The sequence below is a fragment of the Mesorhizobium sp. M0292 genome, assembly GCF_040321695.1.
Classification (GTDB): Bacteria; Pseudomonadota; Alphaproteobacteria; order Rhizobiales; family Rhizobiaceae; genus Mesorhizobium.
This window is the reverse complement of the sequence record NZ_JAMYSB010000005.1, coordinates 240908-260427: the sequence shown is the minus strand read 5'-3', so window position 1 is coordinate 260427 and position 19520 is coordinate 240908. Positions and strand designations below refer to the sequence as shown.

24 protein-coding genes are annotated in these 19520 nt (G+C 62.1%); 11 read left to right on the top strand and 13 right to left on the bottom strand.

Annotation, left to right across the window (positions count from 1 at the left end):
• Positions 1-114: 114 nt before the first annotated feature.
• Both NKI96_RS10160 and hemF read right to left on the bottom strand, forming a co-directional pair.
• Complete coding sequence (locus tag NKI96_RS10160; protein ID WP_023691597.1) at positions 115-375, bottom strand: DUF1344 domain-containing protein; 261 nt, start codon at positions 373-375, stop codon at positions 115-117.
• A 238-nt stretch (positions 376-613) separates the two neighbouring features.
• The gene (gene hemF, locus NKI96_RS10155) at positions 614-1528 is read right to left on the bottom strand and encodes an oxygen-dependent coproporphyrinogen oxidase (RefSeq protein ID WP_352594773.1); all 915 of its coding nucleotides are present in this window, start codon (positions 1526-1528) and stop codon (positions 614-616) included.
• Positions 1529-1803: 275 nt separating this feature from the next.
• Here hemF and NKI96_RS10150 point away from each other — a divergent pair, with 275 nt between their 5' ends.
• The gene (locus NKI96_RS10150; RefSeq protein WP_023683688.1) at positions 1804-2061 is read left to right on the top strand and encodes a hypothetical protein; all 258 of its coding nucleotides are present in this window, start codon (positions 1804-1806) and stop codon (positions 2059-2061) included.
• Here the strand turns inward: NKI96_RS10150 and soxR are convergent.
• Both soxR and NKI96_RS10140 read right to left on the bottom strand, forming a co-directional pair.
• A complete protein-coding gene (gene soxR, locus NKI96_RS10145) occupies positions 2058-2504 on the bottom strand; it encodes a redox-sensitive transcriptional activator SoxR (protein WP_023691595.1) in 447 nt (148 codons plus the stop codon). The genes NKI96_RS10150 and soxR overlap by 4 nt on opposite strands.
• A 164-nt stretch (positions 2505-2668) precedes the next feature.
• Positions 2669-3127, bottom strand: a complete 459-nt coding sequence (locus tag NKI96_RS10140; RefSeq protein ID WP_023751254.1) for a tRNA (cytidine(34)-2'-O)-methyltransferase — start codon at positions 3125-3127, stop codon at positions 2669-2671.
• A 445-nt stretch (positions 3128-3572) separates the two neighbouring features.
• Between NKI96_RS10140 and NKI96_RS10135 the strand changes: the two genes are divergently transcribed.
• Genes NKI96_RS10135 through NKI96_RS10115 form a run of 5 tightly spaced genes read left to right on the top strand, consistent with a single transcriptional unit; the run spans position 3573 to position 8587 of the window.
• Entirely contained in the window at positions 3573-3980 is a 408-nt protein-coding gene (locus tag NKI96_RS10135) for a hypothetical protein (protein WP_023705916.1), read from the top strand.
• Positions 3981-4007: 27 nt separating this feature from the next.
• Positions 4008-5903: an ABC transporter ATP-binding protein gene (locus tag NKI96_RS10130; protein WP_352803983.1), complete on the top strand. Its 1896-nt coding sequence runs from the start codon at positions 4008-4010 to the stop codon at positions 5901-5903.
• A gap of 10 nt (positions 5904-5913) precedes the next feature.
• Positions 5914-7797, top strand: a complete 1884-nt coding sequence (locus tag NKI96_RS10125) for an ABC transporter ATP-binding protein (RefSeq protein ID WP_352803980.1) — start codon at positions 5914-5916, stop codon at positions 7795-7797.
• A gap of 3 nt (positions 7798-7800) precedes the next feature.
• A complete protein-coding gene (locus NKI96_RS10120; protein WP_023733361.1) occupies positions 7801-8277 on the top strand; it encodes a GNAT family N-acetyltransferase in 477 nt (158 codons plus the stop codon).
• Between the two features lies 1 nt (position 8278).
• Positions 8279-8587, top strand: coding sequence for a DUF6665 family protein (locus tag NKI96_RS10115; RefSeq protein ID WP_023670023.1), 309 nt, complete (start codon positions 8279-8281; stop codon positions 8585-8587).
• Positions 8588-8607: 20 nt separating this feature from the next.
• On the opposite strand, the gene NKI96_RS10110 is transcribed toward NKI96_RS10115, so the two are convergent.
• The 3 genes from NKI96_RS10110 to NKI96_RS10100 are packed head-to-tail and all read right to left on the bottom strand — an operon-like array spanning position 8608 to position 9655.
• Entirely contained in the window at positions 8608-8952 is a 345-nt protein-coding gene (locus NKI96_RS10110) for a cupin domain-containing protein (protein WP_023683696.1), read from the bottom strand.
• Positions 8953-8957: 5 nt separating this feature from the next.
• The gene (locus tag NKI96_RS10105; protein ID WP_023670025.1) at positions 8958-9380 is read right to left on the bottom strand and encodes a type II toxin-antitoxin system VapC family toxin; all 423 of its coding nucleotides are present in this window, start codon (positions 9378-9380) and stop codon (positions 8958-8960) included.
• Positions 9380-9655, bottom strand: coding sequence for a type II toxin-antitoxin system Phd/YefM family antitoxin (locus NKI96_RS10100; protein WP_031199226.1), 276 nt, complete (start codon positions 9653-9655; stop codon positions 9380-9382). Before NKI96_RS10100 ends, NKI96_RS10105 begins: the two co-directional genes overlap by 1 nt.
• A 259-nt stretch (positions 9656-9914) precedes the next feature.
• Here NKI96_RS10100 and petA point away from each other — a divergent pair, with 259 nt between their 5' ends.
• The 5 genes from petA (at position 9915) to NKI96_RS10075 (ending at position 14618) form a co-directional block, all read left to right on the top strand.
• On the top strand, positions 9915-10475 hold the full coding sequence (gene petA, locus NKI96_RS10095; protein WP_023733360.1) for a ubiquinol-cytochrome c reductase iron-sulfur subunit: 561 nt from the start codon (positions 9915-9917) through the stop codon (positions 10473-10475).
• A gap of 16 nt (positions 10476-10491) precedes the next feature.
• Positions 10492-11835, top strand: a complete 1344-nt coding sequence (locus NKI96_RS10090; RefSeq protein ID WP_023733359.1) for a cytochrome b — start codon at positions 10492-10494, stop codon at positions 11833-11835.
• Positions 11836-11858: 23 nt separating this feature from the next.
• Positions 11859-12731 carry a cytochrome c1 gene (locus tag NKI96_RS10085; protein WP_023670029.1) on the top strand — a complete coding sequence of 291 codons (873 nt, stop codon included), beginning with the start codon at positions 11859-11861 and terminating at the stop codon, positions 12729-12731.
• Positions 12732-12917: 186 nt separating this feature from the next.
• Positions 12918-14063: an alpha-hydroxy acid oxidase gene (locus NKI96_RS10080; protein WP_023686136.1), complete on the top strand. Its 1146-nt coding sequence runs from the start codon at positions 12918-12920 to the stop codon at positions 14061-14063.
• A gap of 9 nt (positions 14064-14072) precedes the next feature.
• The gene (locus NKI96_RS10075) at positions 14073-14618 is read left to right on the top strand and encodes an adenine phosphoribosyltransferase (RefSeq protein WP_013529989.1); all 546 of its coding nucleotides are present in this window, start codon (positions 14073-14075) and stop codon (positions 14616-14618) included.
• Between the two features lie 115 nt (positions 14619-14733).
• Here the strand turns inward: NKI96_RS10075 and NKI96_RS10070 are convergent, their stop codons facing one another.
• The 6 genes from NKI96_RS10070 to NKI96_RS10045 all read right to left on the bottom strand — a co-directional run bounded on the left by NKI96_RS10070 (position 14734) and on the right by NKI96_RS10045 (position 19516).
• Positions 14734-15198: a MaoC family dehydratase gene (locus NKI96_RS10070; protein ID WP_023733357.1), complete on the bottom strand. Its 465-nt coding sequence runs from the start codon at positions 15196-15198 to the stop codon at positions 14734-14736.
• Positions 15195-15656 carry a MaoC family dehydratase gene (locus tag NKI96_RS10065; RefSeq protein WP_023670033.1) on the bottom strand — a complete coding sequence of 154 codons (462 nt, stop codon included), beginning with the start codon at positions 15654-15656 and terminating at the stop codon, positions 15195-15197. Before NKI96_RS10065 ends, NKI96_RS10070 begins: the two co-directional genes overlap by 4 nt.
• A 77-nt stretch (positions 15657-15733) precedes the next feature.
• Entirely contained in the window at positions 15734-16708 is a 975-nt protein-coding gene (gene corA / locus NKI96_RS10060; RefSeq protein ID WP_023806004.1) for a magnesium/cobalt transporter CorA, read from the bottom strand.
• 202 nt (positions 16709-16910) lie between these two features.
• A complete protein-coding gene (gene ychF / locus NKI96_RS10055; protein WP_352803976.1) occupies positions 16911-18014 on the bottom strand; it encodes a redox-regulated ATPase YchF in 1104 nt (367 codons plus the stop codon).
• Positions 18015-18109: 95 nt separating this feature from the next.
• Positions 18110-18850, bottom strand: coding sequence for an aminoacyl-tRNA hydrolase (pth, locus tag NKI96_RS10050; protein ID WP_352803973.1), 741 nt, complete (start codon positions 18848-18850; stop codon positions 18110-18112).
• Positions 18851-18871: 21 nt separating this feature from the next.
• The gene (locus NKI96_RS10045; RefSeq protein ID WP_023686131.1) at positions 18872-19516 is read right to left on the bottom strand and encodes a 50S ribosomal protein L25/general stress protein Ctc; all 645 of its coding nucleotides are present in this window, start codon (positions 19514-19516) and stop codon (positions 18872-18874) included.
• Positions 19517-19520 lie beyond the last annotated feature (4 nt).

Sequence of the window (19520 nt, the reverse complement as noted above, 5' to 3'; positions counted from 1 at the left end):
AGCATAACACGGTTCGACGGTTTTGGTTGCCGTGGGTGCGAAAAGGCGGAGCAGCGCTGCTCCGCCCCCTCTTGTCAGGCTAAGCCAAGGCAAGACCGTTCGGTCTTGTCCCCATCACTTCACGATCTTGACGGACTCGGCAACCTTGTTCTTGCCGCTCATGTCCCAGGAAACGCGGACCTTTTCGCCGGCCTTCAAGCCTGGATCCTTGAAGGTCTGGGGCAGCGTGAAGGTGGATCCATCGTCCAGAACGAGGCTCATGGCCGTGCCATCATAGGTCTTGACCGTGCCCGTGGTGTGCTTGACCGCGGCAAAGGCAATCGAGCCGGAAGCGAGAAGGGCAGCGGCGGCTGCCGAAACAATGAGCTTTCGCATGTAATACTCCTGGAAATGCGGGCATCCGTTTGGAAAATGCTCCGCCTTGTTCAGGGCCGTCCGGTAGCGTCGTGTCGCGGTTCGGGACTGAACCGCCGGCGCTTCCCGGCCCGAAACGACAAATAGTCGTTTTATTTCAATTGCCTATTAGACGAAAAAGATAATGGCGATGCCACATTGGCTGCCCAGATTCGGCGAATGGGACGTCAATGCGGCTCACGTTTCGCTCACCGATTTTTTACGGCCACCTGACCTCCGGCGGCAGGCTGGACAGGATCGAAGCGACATTGCCGCCGGTCTTCAGGCCGAAGATGGTGCCGCGATCGTGAAGAAGGTTGAATTCGACGTAACGGCCGCGGCGAATGAGCTGCTCGTCGCGGTCGTCGTCGGTCCAGTTCTCGTTGAAATGGGCGCGAACCAGGTGTCCGTAGACGACAAGGAAAGAACGCCCGACATCCTGGACGAAGTTCAAATCGGCATTCCAGCCGCCTTTCTCCTCCCCCGAATGCAGCCAGTCGAAAAAGATGCCGCCGACGCCGCGCGGCTCGTGGCGGTGCGGCAGATAGAAATACTCGTCGCACCAGGCCTTGAATTTGGGGTGGTCGGCGATCGCAGCGTTCTTCTCGCAGGCGAACTGCATGGCTCGATGGAAGGCGACCGTGTCGGGGTGATCTTCCGTGCGGTTGCGGTCGAGCACCGGCGTCAGATCGGCGCCGCCGCCAAACCAGTGGCGCGACGTCACGACCATGCGGGTGTTCATGTGCACGGCCGGCACGTTGGGGTTCCAGGGATGCGCGATCAACGAAATGCCTGATGCCCAGAAGCTCGGGTCTTCCTCGGCGCCGGGCATCTGCTTCCTGAATTCGGGCGAGAATTCGCCATAGACGGTCGAAGTATGGACGCCGACCTTCTCGAAGACGCGGCCGCGCATCATCGACATGGCGCCGCCGCCGCCCTTGCCATGGTCTCGTTCCCACGGCGTCTTTTCGAAGCGGCCGGGCGACCATTCGGCCAGCGGACCGGTCAAGTCCTGCTCGATCTGCTCGAAGGTGGTGCAGATGCGCTCCCGCAGCGTCTCGAACCAGAGCCTGGCCTTCATTTTCTTCTGTTCGATGTCGGGTGGCAGGCCTGCCGGTATTTCTGGTCGTTCCAAAATGCTGTCTCCGGTCGCGGCCGACAAAGGACCTAGTGGAGTGAATTTGACATTTGCACACAGCGTGGCGCAGGGCACGATGCAAATGTCAAATTCGAAAACTCCACCAGAAACATAAACTTGCTAGCGGTCCTTGTGATTCCAACATTCGCAACGGCGCCTGGGGATTAGGGAGGCGAATGTTGGAATCGGACCACTAGCCTTTTCCGGGCGCGATCCCTAATCTCTTAGGGGCAAGGGTCAAGTGTCATCTGGTTCGGCCCAGGAGTTCTTTCATGCGCACGCCGGCAAGACCGCCGCTGCATGGCCTGAAGAAAAGGCTCGATCGTTCACGCGCCGAGCGCGAGCGCATGCCGCGTGACGGGTTTTTGCGCGAGACCTTCGTCCTGCCGCGCCCGGATGCGCGGCTCAAGGCCAAGGAATGGTTCGAGCGTTTTCCCAAGCAGGCCTACTGGACCGAGATCGAAAGCTGGTTCGAGCGGCCGGGCGACGTAATCGAATTCACCATACGGCGGCTGCCCGCGGCGGATTAGGATTCCACAAGCAGTCGCCTTGCGCCCGGCCCTTGCGCACTCAAGCGATCTTCCCTGTTTCGCAGCGGGCATTTGTCGATCGACATGCAGCCGCAGCCGATGCAGTCGGTAAGGCCGTCGCGCAGCTTCTTTAGCTGAGTGATCTTGCGATCGAGGTCGTCGCGCCAGCCGGTCGACAACAGGTTCCAGTCCTCGCGCGTCGGGGTACGGCCTTCTGGCAGCGATTCAAGTGCGGCGCCGATCTCGGCCAGCGAGATGCCGACCTCCTGGGCGATCCGGATGATCGCCACCCGCCGCAGCACGTCGCGGCCATAGCGCCGCTGGTTGCCCGACGTGCGGTGGCTGCGGATCAGCCCGCGCGCCTCGTAGAAATGCAGCGCCGACACCGCCACGCCGCTACGCATGGCCAACTGGCCGACCGTCAATTCCTTTACCGGAGCCATCTCGATTACCGGAGCCATCTCGATTTTCCGCTTGACCTCAACTTAAGTTGAGCTTGTAGCCAGGAAATGTCGATAGGGCAATTGAGGAGAAGGCGATGTGCGCCTGGGTGAGAATGATGCAAGACGCAAGGGCCGTTGGCGATGACGACAACGCGTTGAAGGTTCTAGCCGAGTTGCCGGATGGCTTCACCGGCGACCATGGCGACGGACAGCGCGACGTTGATGCTGCGCGTGCCCGGCTGCATCGGGATCGTCAGCCGCGCATCCGCCGCCTGATGGACAGGATCCGGCACGCCGGCGGATTCGCGGCCGAACAGCAGGATGTCGCCTTGGGCGAAGCTGAAGCCCGTATAGGGGGTCGCGGCTTTGGTGGTGAGCAGCACCAGCCGGCAGGCTTGGCCCTTGCGCCAATCCTCGAAGGCGTTCCAGTCGACATGCCGGGTCAGGGCAGCCATTTCGAGGTAGTCCATCCCGGCGCGCTTGAGCGCTTTGTCGGAGAGCGGAAACCCGGCTGGTTCGATGATGTCGACGCCAAGGCCGAGGCAGGCGGCGAAGCGCAGGATAGTTCCGGTGTTGCCGGAGATGTCAGGCTGGTAGAGGGCGATGCGGAGACGGTGGTTCATTTCCGCGTCTTTCTAATAAGTGGCAGATCGGCCACAGCGGGTGGCTGGTTTTGGAAATTGCTGGACCTGCGGGTGGCCATTTTCTGCGAAGTCGATTATACCGCACGCATTGTCAACCCGAACCGATGGAGGGGTATTTCATGCTGACCATGCACATCCTGCGCCCCTCCCGTCGGCTTACCTGCCTGCCGGCGGTTTCGGTACGACGATTTACCTGATTTCTTAGATCTGATCGCACCGATTCCCGCCGAACCCAATTTTCGGCTCTTGAAGGAATCCTGCGATGTTTTTCAACCGGTTAAAGGGGCCTAGAGCCCCAGCTGAGCATGTCGCGACCGAGGCCTATCCTCGTGTCCCGACGGATGCAATCCGTGCCTCCGGCCGAAGGCCGGCGCACGACATTGCTTCGCCTTTTTATGTCTATTTTCACACGGAGGACGGACCGATGTTCGATCCCTATAAGATACCTGGTTCAAGAAGCCTGCACGAACGCAAGACGGCGACCTGGGCGTTGCTAGTCGGCGAGACCTATTCGTCGGCGGTTCATGCCGAGACGCGCCGGCGTCCGCATCGCGGCATGTTGCCGGATGTCGATTTCTCGCGTGCGGTTCCCGACCACAGCCGGCCGTCGCTGGTGCGCCGGATCATCCGGCTGATCCGGCCGGGCGCGAAAAACCGGACTGGCGGCGGCGTGCCGTCAGCTCAGTCGAAGGCTTCTGTCGGTGAAAAGCCCGCAAGTCCCTATATTGCGCGAAGCAGGACCGATGGCCCGGGTGATTCCGGGCCGTCAGTCCCCGCCGACGTACGGTCTGGGGACGCGGAGCGCCCCGGGGATTTTTCCCGCGCCGCATGAGCGGACAACAGTTTTGTGAGCATCACTATGTTTAGCTGGTTTGAAAGAAGGCTCGATCCGTTCCCCGCAGCGGAACCGGTCGAGCCGCCGAAGACGCTGGTTGCCTTCTGCGTGCATTATACGCGCGGCGCCTGGCCATACATCATCGTCGACGCGGTGCTGGTGACGGCGATTGCCATCGCGGAAGTGTGGATGTTCGGCTTCATGGGCCACATCGTCGACTGGCTGTCCGGGCAGAACCGCGAAACCTTCCTGCAGACCGAGAGCTGGAAGCTTGCCGGCATGGCCTTCGTCGTGCTGTTCGCGCTGCCGGGTACGGTATGGCTGCATTCTTCGCTCAACCAGCAGACGCTGATGGGCAACTACCCCATGCGCATCCGATGGCAGGTGCATCGTTATCTCTTGAAGCAGTCGATGAGCTTCTACCAGGACGAATTTGCCGGCCGCATCGCCACCAAGCTGATGCAGACGGCACTCGCCGTGCGCGAATGCGTCATCAAGGTGATCGAGGTGCTCAATTACGTCATCGTCTATTTCCTCGGCATGCTGTTCATCGTCGGCTCGGCCGACTTGCGGCTGGCGGCACCTCTCGGCGTCTGGCTGCTCGGCTATATCGGGTTGTTGCGCTATATCATCCCGAAGCTGGGCAAGGTCGGGGAGGCGCAGGCCAATGCGCGCTCGACGATGACCGGCCGCGTCGTCGACAGCTACACCAACATCCAGACGGTCAAGTTGTTTTCCCATGCACGGCGCGAAGCAACGTTCGCCAAAGAAGGCATGGCAGGCTTCCTCGACACGGTCTACCGGTCGATGCGGCTGGTGACGGTGCTTTACGGGCTGCTCTATATCCTCAACGCGCTGCTCCTGTTTTCGGTGACGGCGCTGGCGCTGTGGCTGTGGCTCGGCCAGGCGGTGACGATCGGCGCCGTCGCCGTGGTCATCGGCCTCGTGCTCCGTATGTGGGGCATGTCGCAGTGGATCATGTGGGAAATGTCGAGCCTGTTCGAGAACATCGGCACGGTGCAAGACGGCATCGCCTCGATCTCGCTGCCGCGCCTGGTCGAAGACCGGCCGGGGGCGAAGGACATTGCCGTCACCAAGGGCGAGATCCGCTTCGACGACATTCGTTTCCACTATGGCAAGCAGAAGGGCGTCATCGAGAACCTGTCGCTGACGGTGAAGCCCGGCGAGAAAGTCGGCATTGTCGGGCGCTCGGGTGCGGGCAAGTCGACGCTGGTCAATCTCCTGTTGCGGTTCTACGACCTCGAGAACGGCCGGATCCTGATCGACGGCCAGGAGATCGCTTCGGTGACGCAGGATTCGCTGCGCGCGCAGATCGGCATGGTGACGCAGGACACTTCGCTGCTGCATCGTTCCGTGCGCGACAACATTCTTTACGGGCGGCCCGATGCGACGGAGGAAATGCTTGTCGAGGCAGCCGGGCGGGCCGAGGCGCTGGAGTTTATCGGCAGGCTTTCGGATCACACCGGACGTAAAGGGCTCGACGCTCATGTCGGCGACCGCGGCGTCAAATTGTCCGGCGGCCAGCGGCAACGCATCGCCATTGCTCGCGTTATGTTGAAGGACGCACCGATACTTATCCTTGACGAAGCGACGTCGGCGCTGGATTCCGAAGCCGAGGCCGCCATCCAGGAGAATCTCTACAAGCTCATGCAAGGCAAGACCGTCATCGCCATTGCGCACCGGCTGTCGACCATCGCGGCGATGGACAGGCTCGTCGTCCTCGACAAGGGCCGTGTCATCGAGGAGGGGTCGCACGAGGAACTCGTCGCCAGCGGCGGGCTCTACGCGCAGCTCTGGCAGCGCCAGTCGGGCGGGTTCCTGCTCGATGACGGTCCGGTCGATGCCGCCAATGACGCTGTTGCCAACGACATCGGCGTGAAGGGTGAAGCCGCAGAGTGATGACGTCAGCATGATGACAGCCGTCTATCGCTGGTTCGAGGACTGGGTCTATCCGTTCAGGGAGCCGGCGGACCTTCGGCCACCGTCAAGCGTCGGCGGCTTCCTCTGGCACTATGTCGGCCAGGCGAAGTTCGCCTTCTTCGCCATGCTGGTCATCGGCGGCATCGCGCCGCTGATCGAGGCCGGGCTGTTCTACTTCGTCGGGCGGCTGGTCGATATTCTCGACCAGCTTCCTGGCGAGCGCAGCTGGAATGCGCTGTGGACCGCCGCCGGTCCTGAACTGGTGTTCATGATCGTCGTGGTGGCGGTCATCCGCACAGTCGTCGTCGGCCTGTCGGCGCTGGTCAACGAACAGACGATCACGCCGGGCTTCTACAATCTGGTGCGCTGGCAGGCGCACCGGCATGTGTCGCGGCAGTCCTACACCTTCTTCCAGAACGATTTCGCCGGCCGTATCGCGACAAAAGTCTGGCAGGCCGGGCAGGCGACCGGCGACCTGATGGAGAGCTTCATCGAGGTCATCTGGTTCATGCTCATCTATACGGTGACGACCTTGGCGCTGGTCGCCGGGCTGGATCTGCGCCTGGCCGTGCTGGTGGTGATCTGGATCCTCGCGTTCGCCTGGCTGGCCAAGCTCTATCTGCCCTCGATCCGCAGGCATGCCGAGGCCACGGCTGAAGCTGGCTCGATGATCAATGGGCGCATCATCGATTCCTATTCCAACGTGCAGACGCTGAAGCTATTCTCGGCCGACGGCGACGACCGCTACATCAAGAACGGCTTCGACATCTATCTCGATGCACTACGGCCCTTCACCCGCCGGCTGACCGGCGTGCGCATGGCGCTGACGACGCTGTCGGGCATCATGATCACCGCGATTGGCTGCTTTGCCGTCTATCTCTGGGTCGAAGGGTCGATCACCGTCGGCGCCGTCGCGTTCACGCTGTCGCTGGTCTTGCGGCTCAACATGCTGCTCGGGCGCGTGATGATGCAGCTCAACGGCATATTGCGAAATCTCGGCGTCCTGGAAAACTCCAAGGCGCTGATCTCGCAGCCGCTTGGCCTTGTCGATGCGCCGGATGCGAAAGAGCTTGTCGTCGCCGGCGGCCGCATCGAGGTGAAGAATGTCGAGTTCCACTACGGCAAGGGTTTTGGCGTGCTGAATGGCATCGACCTTGTGGTCAAGCCTGGCGAGAAGGTCGGGCTGGTCGGGCCGTCCGGTGCGGGCAAGACGACCTTAGCCAATCTCATCCTGCGCCTCTACGACCTCGAGAGCGGGAAAATCCTGATCGACGGGCAAGACGTCGCCGAGGTGACGCAGAACTCGCTGCGCGCCAATATCGGCGTGGTCAGCCAGGACACGGCGCTGTTCCACCGCTCGCTACGCGACAACATCAAGCTCGGCATGCCGGATGCAACTGACGCCGAGGTGATCGCGGCGGCGAAGAAGGCCGAGGCGCACGAGTTCATATTGGGCCTGCGCGACAACCGGGACCGTACCGGCTACGAGGCTTTTGTCGGCGAGCGCGGCGTGAAACTGTCGGGCGGCCAGCGCCAGCGCGTCGCGATCGCCCGCGTCTTCCTCAAGGATGCGCCGATCCTGATCCTCGACGAGGCGACCTCGGCGCTCGATTCCGACATCGAGGCGGCGATCCAGGAGAATCTGGCCAGGCTGATGGAGAACAAGACGGTCATCGCCGTAGCGCACCGGCTGTCGACCATCGCCGCGCTCGACCGTCTTGTGGTGCTGGACGGAGGCCGCATCGTCGAACAGGGCACGCATGACGAGCTGGTGGCGCTCGACGGGCTCTATGCGCGGCTGTGGAAGCGGCAGTCCGGCGGCTTCCTCTACCACGAGGAAAGCGTGCTGGAAGAGACACGGCCGGCGGAGTAGGGCATGGCAGCGTCGCCTGATATCGGCTACGTCCTCAAGCGGCTGCGGCCAACCGCGCCGGCCTTCGATGCGCTGAAGGAGGAGAGCCGGCTGGAAGGCTACTGGATGCTGGTGCGGCTGGCGGATGGCTGGGCGGGCGGCCGCAACAAGTTCCTGAAACGAGGCGAGGCGCTGTTTGGTGCATGGCATGGCCGAGAACTCGCTGGTGTGTGCGGGTTGAACATCGATCCTTATTTCGAAGGCAGGGACCACGGCCGGGTCAGGCACCTGTTCGTCAGCGCGCGTCATCGCCGCAGCGGCATTGGCCGCATGCTGGTCGAGACCGTCATTGACAGGGCACGTCAGCATTTTGCCGTGCTGAACACCCGCGCGCCACAAGAAGCCTTTGGGTTCTATGAACGGCTTGGTTTCCAGCCGGTGGTGAGCGAAGAATTCGTCACGCACCGCATGATGCTCTCTCAAGACATAAAAGGAGGCTGAGATGTCACTGCGTCCGCCATCCCTAGGCGCCTCGGCTGCCGAAGCCGCGTTCGACGCCCTCGGCCATGAGATACTGGCTGAAAAGGCCGCAGCGCTCGGCCGTGCCGGCCAACGGGTCGAGGAAACGCTGGCCAAGCTCCGTCAGAACAACGGCGACGAGGAGCAGCGACCGCGGCTGCTCAAGGAGGCTGCCGCGGCGGTGCACGCCTATTTCATCCAGCGTGAACTCTGCGGCCTGCGCCGGCATGAGTCGGCCATCCGCGAATACGATATCCCAAGGGCCGTGCTGGTCAGGCTCGGTGCAAGCTAGAGGTCACCAGCCGGCAACAATCATTCCAGCCATTCGGTGATGAAGCTGCCGTTTTCGTGGATGTCGGTCGTTTCGAGCGGGCCTGGGCCAAGATTGGTGAATTTGTGCGGCGTATCGGGCGGCACGATCAGGATCTGGCCGGCCGTGGCCTCTATCTGCTGGTCGCCGATCGTGAACAGGCCGGTGCCTTGCCGGATGATGAAGATTTCACAATAGGGATGCGTGTGCAGGCGCGGGCCGCCGCCAATCTCTTCCTGATAGTTGAAAATCAGGCAGGAGTTGGAGTCGTAGGCGCCGCATTGCAGTTCGCCCTGCCAGCGGCCGGGCGTCCTGGTCCAGGTCTCGCGGTCGATGATGTGTGCCATAGCCTCTAACCCTTCGTCGGTATCCAGGGGTTGAAAAGCTTCACGCCGGTGCCTTCAAAATCCTTGGTGTTGCGGGTCACGACTGTCAAGTTTTTGACGAGCGCGGTAGCGGCTATGAGGGCGTCGCGCTCCGGCTTTGGATCGGGAACGTGGAGGTTTGCGCAACGCACGACAACAGCCGTGTCTATGCTCAATATCCGGTCGTCAAACTGTGGAATGAGTGTCTGATCCAACCACTCACGGTACATGGTGGCCTGGCGAGTATCCTTCCTCGACAAGAGCAAAGTTCCGATTTCGAGTTCCAGGATCGAAATGACCGACATGAAAAAGCTGGCGATGTCGTGGGTCTCTGACCAGGCCAAAACGTTGCGATCGGCCTTGTCCCGACGACGCAGATTCGAAACGACATTGGTGTCAAGAATGAACATCAGTCGAGTTCGGGAATCTTGAAAAACGGTCCTTCCAGGCGAGGTGGTTCCCAGTCGAAATCTGCTTCGGGGCGATCATCGGCAATCGCGTCCGCGAGGCTTCTCGGCTTCTTCCCTAAACGCTCATATTCCTCCATCGACATCAGCACATGGGAGGGCTTGCCGCGGTCGGTAATGATGACCGGCCCGTTCTTGGCTGCCCTTTTGGCATGCGCCGTGTCCTGGTTGAATTCACGGCTCGACATGATGGTTATCGTCTTCGTCGAGATATTCATATCAACACCTCCATCCGGAAGATGTAGACATATTGCTACATTCGGCCAAGCTCGTCAAATTTCTCTTCGTGCGGAACGCCCGCGACAATCTGCCCTTGTGGCTTCAGCCCGCTGGACAAAAACGGGCTTCACGCATAAACCGAAATCCAAATGCCGGAGGAATTCGCTAGCTTGTTCGCCATGCGCTGTCGGGCCGGCGCGATGGAGCGGGGACAAAGCTCGGCCGCCGGCTCGGAAGAGGCGAAAGGATCAGGCACCCGTGAGCGCAACCGACACCCAGGATCCCAACCGTCGTGATTTTCTCTACGTCGCCACCGGCATGGCCGCAGTGGTTGGCGCAGGCGCCGTTGCCTGGCCCTTCATCGACCAGATGCGCCCCGATGCCTCGACGCTGGCGCTGGCCTCGGTCGAGGTCGACGTCGCCTCGCTGACGCCTGGCATGTCGCTGATCGTCAAATGGCGCGGCAAGCCGGTCGTGGTGCGCAACCGCACCGAGCAGGAGATGAAGGACGGCGAGGCCGTGAACCTTGCCGACCTCAAGGATCCTATTGCCCGCAACGCCAATCTGCCCGCCGATGCGCCGGCGACCGACGCCAACCGCACCACGCCCGGCAAGGAAACCTGGATGGTGATGGTGCAGGTTTGCACGCATCTGGGCTGCATTCCGCTTGGCCAGGAAGGGGATTTCGGCGGCTGGTTCTGCCCGTGCCACGGTTCGGTGTACGATACCGCCGGCCGCATCCGCAAAGGCCCGGCGCCGGAAAACATGGCCGTGCCGGTATTCAAGTTCATTTCCGATACCAAAATCCTTATCGGTTGAGGCAGGGGATATTTCGATGAGCGAGGGACACTCGACCTATACGCCCAAGACCGGTATCGAACGCTGGTTCGACGCCCGCATGCCGCTGCCGCGCATGCTCTATGACAGCTTCATCGCTTATCCGGTGCCGCGCAACCTCAACTATGCGTGGACCTTCGGCGGCATCCTCACGATCATGCTGGTGGCGCAGATCCTGACCGGTATCGTGCTCGCCATGCACTATACCGCCGACACCAATCTCGCCTTCAATTCGGTCGAGAAGATCATGCGCGACGTCAATTCCGGTTGGCTGTTGCGCTACATGCATTCCAACGGCGCCTCGTTCTTCTTCGTCGCCGTCTACATCCACATCTTCCGCGGGCTTTATTACGGCTCCTACAAGGCGCCGCGCGAGCTGCTGTGGATCCTCGGCTGCATCATCTATCTGCTGATGATGGCGACCGGCTTCATGGGCTATGTGCTGCCCTGGGGTCAGATGAGCTTCTGGGGCGCCACCGTCATCACCGGCTTCTTCAGCGCCATTCCGCTGGTCGGAAACTGGATCCAGGAACTGCTGCTCGGCGGTTTCGCCGTCGACAACCCGACGCTCAACCGCTTCTTTGCGCTGCACTATTTGCTGCCGTTCATGATTGCCGGCGTCGTCGTGCTGCACGTCTGGGCGCTGCACGTGGTCGGCCAGTCGAACCCGACCGGCATCGAGGTGAAATCGAAGACCGACACCGTTGCCTTTACGCCCTATGCGACCATCAAGGATGCATTCGGCATGATCGTGTTCCTGTTCTTCTTCGCCTATTTCGTCTTCTACCTGCCGAACTTTCTCGGCCATCCGGACAATTACACGATCGCCAACCCGCTGAAGACGCCGGCCCACATCGTGCCGGAATGGTACTTCCTGCCGTTCTACGCGATCCTGCGCGCGATCACCTTCAACATCGGGCCGATCAACTCCAAGCTCGGTGGCGTGCTGTGCATGTTCGGCGCCATCGTCATGCTGTTCCTGGTGCCGTGGCTCGACACCTCCAAGGTGCGCTCGGCGGTCTACCGGCCCTGGTACAAGCTGTTCTTCTGGCTGTTCGTCGCAGACGCTGTCCTGCTTGGCTGGCTTGGCTCGCAGCCGGCGGAAGGCGGCGGTCTGTTGACCCTCCTGATAGGTGAGGTCTCGGGCAACTACGTTGGCTACGCTCAAGCGGCGACACTGTTCTACTTCGCCTTCTTCCTCGTCATCCTGCCGGTGCTTGGCCTGATCGAGACGCCACGCAGACTGCCGAATTCGATCACCGAGGCGGTGCTGGAGAAGAACAAGGGTGCCGGAGGGGGACATCCGGCCGGTGCGACCGCGGCGCCGGAAACCAAAGGCTGAGTGAGAATCTAAGGGGATTTGGCATGAAAAAGATTCTCACCTCGCTCGCCCTGCTAGGCGTGTTTGCCGCTGGCATCGGAGCCGTCGGCAGTGTGGCGATCGCCGCTGAAGAGGCGCACAACGCGGCGGCACCGACGCATTTCCCGATCCACGAGCCGAAGGAGATGGACTGGACTTTTGCCGGTCCGTTCGGCACCTACGACAAGGCGCAGCTGCAGCGTGGCTTGAAGGTCTACAAGGAAGTCTGCTCGGCCTGCCACTCGATGAATCTGGTGGCGTTCCGCACGCTGGAGGACCTCGGCTATTCTGAAGCGCAGATCAAGTCCCTGTCGGCCGAGTACACCATCCATGATGGACCCAACGATGCCGGCGACATGTTCGACCGGCCGGGCAAGCCGTCAGACCATTTCCCGGCGCCGTTCGCCAATGAGGAGGCGGCTGCCGCTTCCAACGGCGGCGCTGCCCCACCGGATATGTCGCTGCTGGCCAAGGCGCGCGGCGTCGAGCGCGGCTTCCCGCGCTTCGTCTTCGACATCTTCACGCAATATGCGCAGGGCGGCCCGGACTACATCCATTCTCTGCTGACAGGCTACGACGAGACGCCACCTGCCGGCATGGTGATCCCCGAAGGCACCCACTACAATCCATACTTCATGTCCGGCGTGTCGCTGAAGATGCCCAAGCCGCTCTCCGACGGCCAGGTGACCTACGATGACGGTTCGCCGCAGACGATCGACCAGTATTCGCGCGACGTCTCGGCGTTCCTGATGTGGGCGGCCGAGCCGCATATGGAAGACCGCAAGAAGACCGGCTTCCGCGTGCTGGTGTTTCTGCTTCTGTTCGGGGCGCTGATGTATCTGACCAAGCGCAAGGTGTGGGAAGGCGTGGCGCACTAAGCCGCATCTTATTCCTCGGAAATGGAAAGGGCGTCTTCGGACGCCCTTTTTGCTTGCCAAACCGGACATGGTTCGCATCTTGGCGCAGCAGCCGTCCAGTAAGAAGTCCGTTGGCACGCCGCCATGCGATTGGTATTGCACGCGCGCCCGGCGGATCGCCGGCTAAAGGGGCATTTGGGATCGATGATGCGGCTACGCGACTGTCACAACTTTTCCGATTTCCGGCGCATGGCCCAGCAGCGGTTGCCGGGGCCAATCTTCAACTACATCGATGGCGCGGCCGACGACGAGGTCACCTACCGCCGCAACACCGAGAGCTTCGAGCGCTGCGACCTCGTTCCCAACGTGCTGCGCGGGGTAAGCGAGATCGACATGTCGGTGACGGTGATGGGCCAGAAGCTGGCCATGCCCGTCTATTGCTCGCCGACCGCCTTGCAGCGGCTGTTCCATCATCAAGGCGAGCGCGCGGTGGCCAAGGCTTCGGCCAAATTCGGCACGATGTTTGGCGTGTCCTCGCTCGGCACCGTCAGTCTTGAGGAAGCGCGCAAGATCAGCAGCAGCCCGCAGGTCTACCAGTTCTATTTCCACCGGGATCGCGGCCTCAACCGGGCGATGATGCAGCGGGCGAAAGCGGTTGGAGTCGAAGTGATGATGCTGACCGTCGACAGCATCACCGGAGGCAACCGCGAGCGCGACAAGCGCACCGGCTTTGCCATCCCCTTCAAGCTCAACCTTGCCGGCATGCTGCAGTTCGCGCTGAAGCCGGGCTGGGCGATCAACTATTTCACCCATGAGGGATTCAAGCTGCCGCAGCTCGACGAGCATGTCGACATGGGCGGCGGCACGATGTCGATCAGCCGCTACTTCACCGAGATGCTCGATCCGTCGATGACCTGGGACGATGTTGCCGAGATGGTCAGACTGTGGGGAGGTCCGTTCTGCCTCAAGGGCGTCATGTCGGTGGAGGATGCCAAGCGCGCCGTCGAGATCGGCTGCAGCGGCATTGTGCTGTCCAACCACGGCGGCCGGCAGCTGGACGGCTCGCGGGCGGCGTTCGACCAGCTGGCCGAGATCGTAGATGCCGTCGGCGACAGAATAGACATCATCATGGATGGCGGCGTGCAGCGCGGCACCCATGTGCTGAAGGCGCTGTCGCTCGGCGCCAAGGCTGTTGGCGTCGGCCGCTATTATCTGTTCCCCCTGGCGGCGGCCGGACAGCCGGGCGTCGAGCGGGCGCTGGAGCAGATGCGGATCGAGATCGAGCGCGGCATGAAGCTGATGGGCTGCAGTTCGATCGAACAATTGTCGCGCAACAACCTCCGTTTCAGGTAATCTCGACCCATGAAATCCTCGCTCGAAGACACGCTGCTCGCCGCGATCCGCACCATTCCGGACTACCCCAAGCCCGGCATCCTGTTTCGCGACATCACCACTTTGCTCGGCAATGCGCGCGCCTTTCGCCGCGCCATCGACGAGCTGGTGCATCCCTATGCCGGGCAGAAGATCGACAAGATCGCCGGCATCGAGGCACGCGGCTTCATCCTCGGCGGTGCGGTCGCGCACCAGCTTTCGGCCGGCTTCGTGCCGATCCGCAAGAAGGGCAAGCTGCCTTACGAGACGGTACGCGTCGCCTACAGCCTGGAATACGGGCTGGACGAGATGGAGATGCACAAGGACGGCGTTGCGCCGGGCGAGAAGGTGATCCTGGTTGACGACCTGATCGCGACCGGCGGCACGGCGGAGGCGGCGGTCAAGCTGCTGAGGCAGATCGGCGCCGATATTCTTGCCGCGTGCTTCGTCATCGACCTGCCGGATCTCGGCGGACGGGCGAAGCTCGAAGCGCTGGGCGTGCCGGTGCGGACGTTGATCGGGTTTGAGGGGCATTAGAGAGTAGGGAGAAGGGAGTAGGGAGTAGGGAGTAGGGAGTAGGGAGGGAAGCTCCGCATTCCGTGCAAGGCGCAGCACCCACTGCTGCCTAATCCCTACTGCCTAAACCCTAGCCCTACCCAGCCTTCACCAGCACCGCGCTGTCGAACTCCAGCACCTTGTCGCCTGCCGAATCGGAACCTTCCGAGCGCAGCGCCAGCAGGCGCCAGCCGGGGCGGGTGGCAAGCGGGCGGTGGGACAGGGCCGTGCGCATGAAGGTGACGGTTTCTCCGGCATAGACCGGCTTTGGCCATTTCAGGTTCCTGAAGCCGGGGGAGGGGCCGAATTCTGGTACCGGGCCGGGTCCGGTCCATTGAGAAGCGTCCATAGGATTTTTGAGATTGAGCTTCATCCACGTGGCCGCGGTGTGCCAGCCTGAGGCGCAGAGGCGGCCGAACACGCTTTTCTTCGCCGCCTCCTCGTCGACATGAAAGACCTGTGGATCGTATTTGCAGGCGAACGCCTTGATCGCCTCGGCTTCGAATGTGTGCGAACCGAGGTTGATGGTATCGCCGATGCGGAAGAACGCGTCGAGGCTCATGCGCCGGCCTCGCGGGTCAAGAACATGACAGTGTTCTCAAGTTCGAAGACGCTTTCACCGCGCTGGTTGAACAGTTCGCTGCGCAAGGTGACGAGGCCGAGCTGAGGCCTGGATTTCGACAGGCGCCTGGCGAGCACGCTGGTGCTGCCGGCCAGCGTGTCGCCGGCCAGCACCGGCTTCTTCCATTTGACCTGGTCGATGCCGGGCGCGCCTTGCGCGGTCGAGTCGAGCAGGAAGGCGTCGCACAGCATGCGCATGAAGATCGCGCAGGTGTGCCAGCCGGAGGCGGCCAAGCCGCCAAGGATGCTGGCCTTGCCGGCGGCTTCGTCGAGATGCATCGGCTGCGGGTCGAATTCGGTGGCGAATTCGATGATTTCGGCCGCACTCACCTGCTTGGCGCCGAGGTCGATCGATGCGCCCTCGGTGAAATCCTCGTAGGCCCAGCTTTTTGCGGTCATGATCCCAATCCGGTTGTCGATCACCGGGCATCCGGATGCCGTCCGGGCGGCGTTTGGTCAAGCGAATTCTATTGGGCCTACAACCAGCCGCGGCGGCGGAAATACCAGAACGGCAGGATCGCCGACAGGATCATCAGGCCGATGGCGAAGGGATAGCCGAGCTCCCATTTCAGCTCCGGGATGATGTCGAAATTCATGCCGTAGATCGAGGCCACCAGCGTCGGCGGCAGGAAGATGACGGCGGCGACCGAGAAGATCTTGATGATGGCGTTCTGCTCGATCGAGATCATGCCCAGCGTGGCGTCGAGAAGGAACGAGATCTTCTGCGACAGGAAGGTGGCGTGGTCGGCGAGCGACAGCACGTCGCGCGACACGGTCTTGATGCGGGCGCGGATGTCCTTGCTCATCTTGATCTGGGTCGCGACATGGGCGAGGAAGCCAGTGAGGCGCTGCAACGAGATCAGGCTGTCGCGGATCGAGGAGGCGATGTCCTCCTTGCGGCCGATGGCCTTGAGCAGTTCCTGGAAATCGCGGTTGCGCTTGTTCACCTTGGTCGAGCGCGCTTCGAAGATATCGCGCGAGATCGTCTCGATGTCGCGGCCGGCGCGTTCGAGAATGTCGGCCAGCCGGTCGACGATCGCCTCCAGCAGGCCGATCAGGATGGTGTTGCCGGTGGTGCAGCCGGTCGCCACCTTCTCGGCGCGCAGCGGAAAGGTCTTGAACGCCTTCGGCTCATGATAGCGGATGGTGACCAGTCTCGGGCCGGCAAGCACAAAGGTAACCGGCGACATCAAGGGATCATCGATTTCGGTCTGCGCCGGCAGGGTGGCGGTCATGAAATAGGCGCCGTCCTCGATGTAGAGGCGGCTCGAAATCTCGATCTCCTCCATCTCCTCGCGCGTCGGGATGGCAACGCCGAGCCAGGTCTCGATCGTCGTTTCTTCTTCCTTGGTCGGGTTGAGAAGGTCGGCCCAGACGACGTGATCGCCATTGGCCACGAGATCGTCGGCGAGGCGCAGGCGATCATTGTCGACGACGAAGGCCTTGATCATCGCCGAATCTCCGTTGGTTGAGCCCAAGAGGTTTCGTTTGATAGCGATGGGTCTTGCACGCTCCGCCGCTCCCACGGGGACGGCCAAGTCGCATGCAAACGGCCATAGACCCGGTGCCAAGGGCAGTCAAGCGACGCGGCATGCCGGCTCTCCACTTGACGAAGCCGTGATCGGCCGCGGTCAGCGCGCCAGCCGCGGCGCCTCAGGTGTTGAACTTGAACAGCAGGACATCGCCATCCTGGACGACATATTCCTTGCCTTCGTCGCGCGCCTTGCCGGCCTCCTTGGCCGCCACTTCGCCGCCCAGCGTGACGTAGTCGTTATAGGCGATGGTCTGGGCGCGGATGAAGCCGCGCTCGAAGTCGGTGTGGATGACGCCGGCGGCCTGCGGGGCCTTGTCGCCCTTGTGGATGGTCCAGGCGCGCGTCTCTTTCGGCCCGGCGGTGAAATAGGTGATGAGATGCAACAGTTCATAGCCGGCGCGGATGACCTTGTTGAGGCCGGGTTCGTCGAGACCGAGCGACGACAGGAACTCCATCTCTTCTTCGTCCGAGAGCTGGGCGACTTCGGCCTCGATCGCGGCCGAGATTACGACGGTGCCGGCGCCCTGCGCTGTCGCCATCTTTTCCACGGCCTTGGTGTGCTCGTTGCCGGTGGCGGCGTCGGCTTCGGCGACGTTGCAGACATAGAGCACGGGGTGCGAGGTCAAGAGGTTCAGTCCCTGCAGGATGCGCAAATCCTCCGCTGAAATGCCGTTGAGCAGGATGCGGGTCGGCTTGCCGGCCTGGAGGAGCTCGAGTGCGGCCTCCATCATCGGCAGCACGGTGGTTGCTTCCTTGTCCTTGCTGCCGGCGCGCTTGCGGATCTGCACGATGCGGCGCTCGAGGCTGTCGAGGTCGGCGAGCATCAGCTCGGTCTCGACCGTATCGGCGTCGGCGACAGGGTCGATCTTGCCCTCGACATGGGTGATGTCGTCATCCTCGAAACAGCGCAGCACATGCACGATGGCGTCGACCTCACGGATGTTGGCGAGGAACTGGTTGCCCAGCCCTTCGCCCTTGGAGGCGCCGCGCACCAGGCCGGCGATGTCGACGAAGGAGATGCGGGTCGGGATGATCTCCTTAGACTTGGCGATTGCGGCGATCTTCTGCAGCCGCGGATCAGGCACCGCCACCTCGCCGGTGTTCGGTTCGATGGTGCAGAACGGATAGTTGGCGGCCTGCGCCGCCGCCGTCCTGGTCAACGCGTTGAAAAGCGTCGACTTGCCGACGTTGGGCAAACCAACGATGCCGCATTTGAAACCCATGTGTCCGGTCCTATCGGGAAACTAGAAATTTGATGAGGGCTATGGGCGATAGGGGTGAGCAACGTCAAGCCCCGCGGTCCCGATCCTATCGACGCTCAGTCCTTCTTGCCGAACAGTTTCTTCAGCATGGCGGCCATAGGGCCGCTTTCCGGCAGCTTGGCCGGCGCCTGCTGTGGCCGTGCCTGGCGGATGTGGCTTTGAGCCTTTGGACCTTCAGTTTTCGGCGCCTTGGGCGGCGGCCGGTCGTCGTCGCTGGTCGGCACCAGCTTGTCACGCAGGGCCAGAGTAATGCGGTTCATGAAGGAACTGTCGTCGCCCTTGGCCAGCAGCCCGGCATCGTCGGCGATGGTGTCGAGCAGCACGTCCAGCCACTCGCGATCGGCCTTGGCGAAGTCGCCGAGAACATGGGACTGCACCATTTCCCGGACGCCGGGGTGTCCGACGCCGATGCGCACGCGTCGAAAATTCTTGCCGACATGCTGGTCGAGCGAGCGGATGCCGTTGTGGCCGCCGGCGCCGCCGCCGACTTTGACCCGCAATTTGCCGGCCGGCAGGTCGATCTCGTCGTAAAAGACGGTCAGCGCCTCGGGGCCGAGCTTGTAGAAGCGCAGGGCTTCGCCGACCGGCTGTCCCGACAGGTTCATGAAGGTCTGCGGCTTGATCAGAAGAATCTTTTCGCCGGCAATCGTGCCTTCGGCGATCAGGCCCTGGAACTTCTTCGACCAGGGCGAAAACGAATGGCGGCGGGCAATTGCGTCCGCCGCCATGAAGCCGACATTGTGCCGGTTATCAGCGTATTTCGCGCCCGGATTGCCGAGGCCTGCAAAGACAAGCATCGTGCGCTCCGGGCTCGAAAATTACTTCTCTTCGGCAGCAGGAGCCGCTGCTTCGGGGGCTGCCGCTTCCGCCGTCTCTTCCGTCTCCGGCTTCATCGCCGAGGAACCGGCAATGGTCGCGATGGTGAAGTCGCGATCGGAGATCACCGGCTTGACGCCGGCCGGCAAGGTAACCGCCGAGATGTGGATCGAATCGCCAATGTCGGCGCCGGTGAGATCGACGGTGATGAATTCCGGGATCGCATTGGCCGGGCAGTGGAACTCGACTTCGTGACGCACGATGTTGAGCACGCCGCCGCGCTTGATGCCGGGCGACTTGTCTTCATTGATGAAGTGGACAGGCACGTCGACGTTGACCTCGGTGTCCTTGCCGATGCGCAGGAAGTCGACATGGACCGGGAAATCCTTGACCGGGTCGAGCTGGAAATCCTTGGGCAGAACCTGGATTTTCTTGCCGTCGACATCGATCGTGGCGATCGTGGTCAAAAACCCGCCGCCATGGATCTTGTAGAAGACGTCCTTGTAGTTCAGCGCAATCGCCAGGGGAGGCTGTCTGTCGCCGTAGATAACTGCAGGCACTTTACCGTTGCGGCGAACTGCACGGGCGGACCCCTTACCGACCTGTTCGCGCGCTTCGGCCTTGAGCTCGTAAGTATCGTGGCTCATGGCA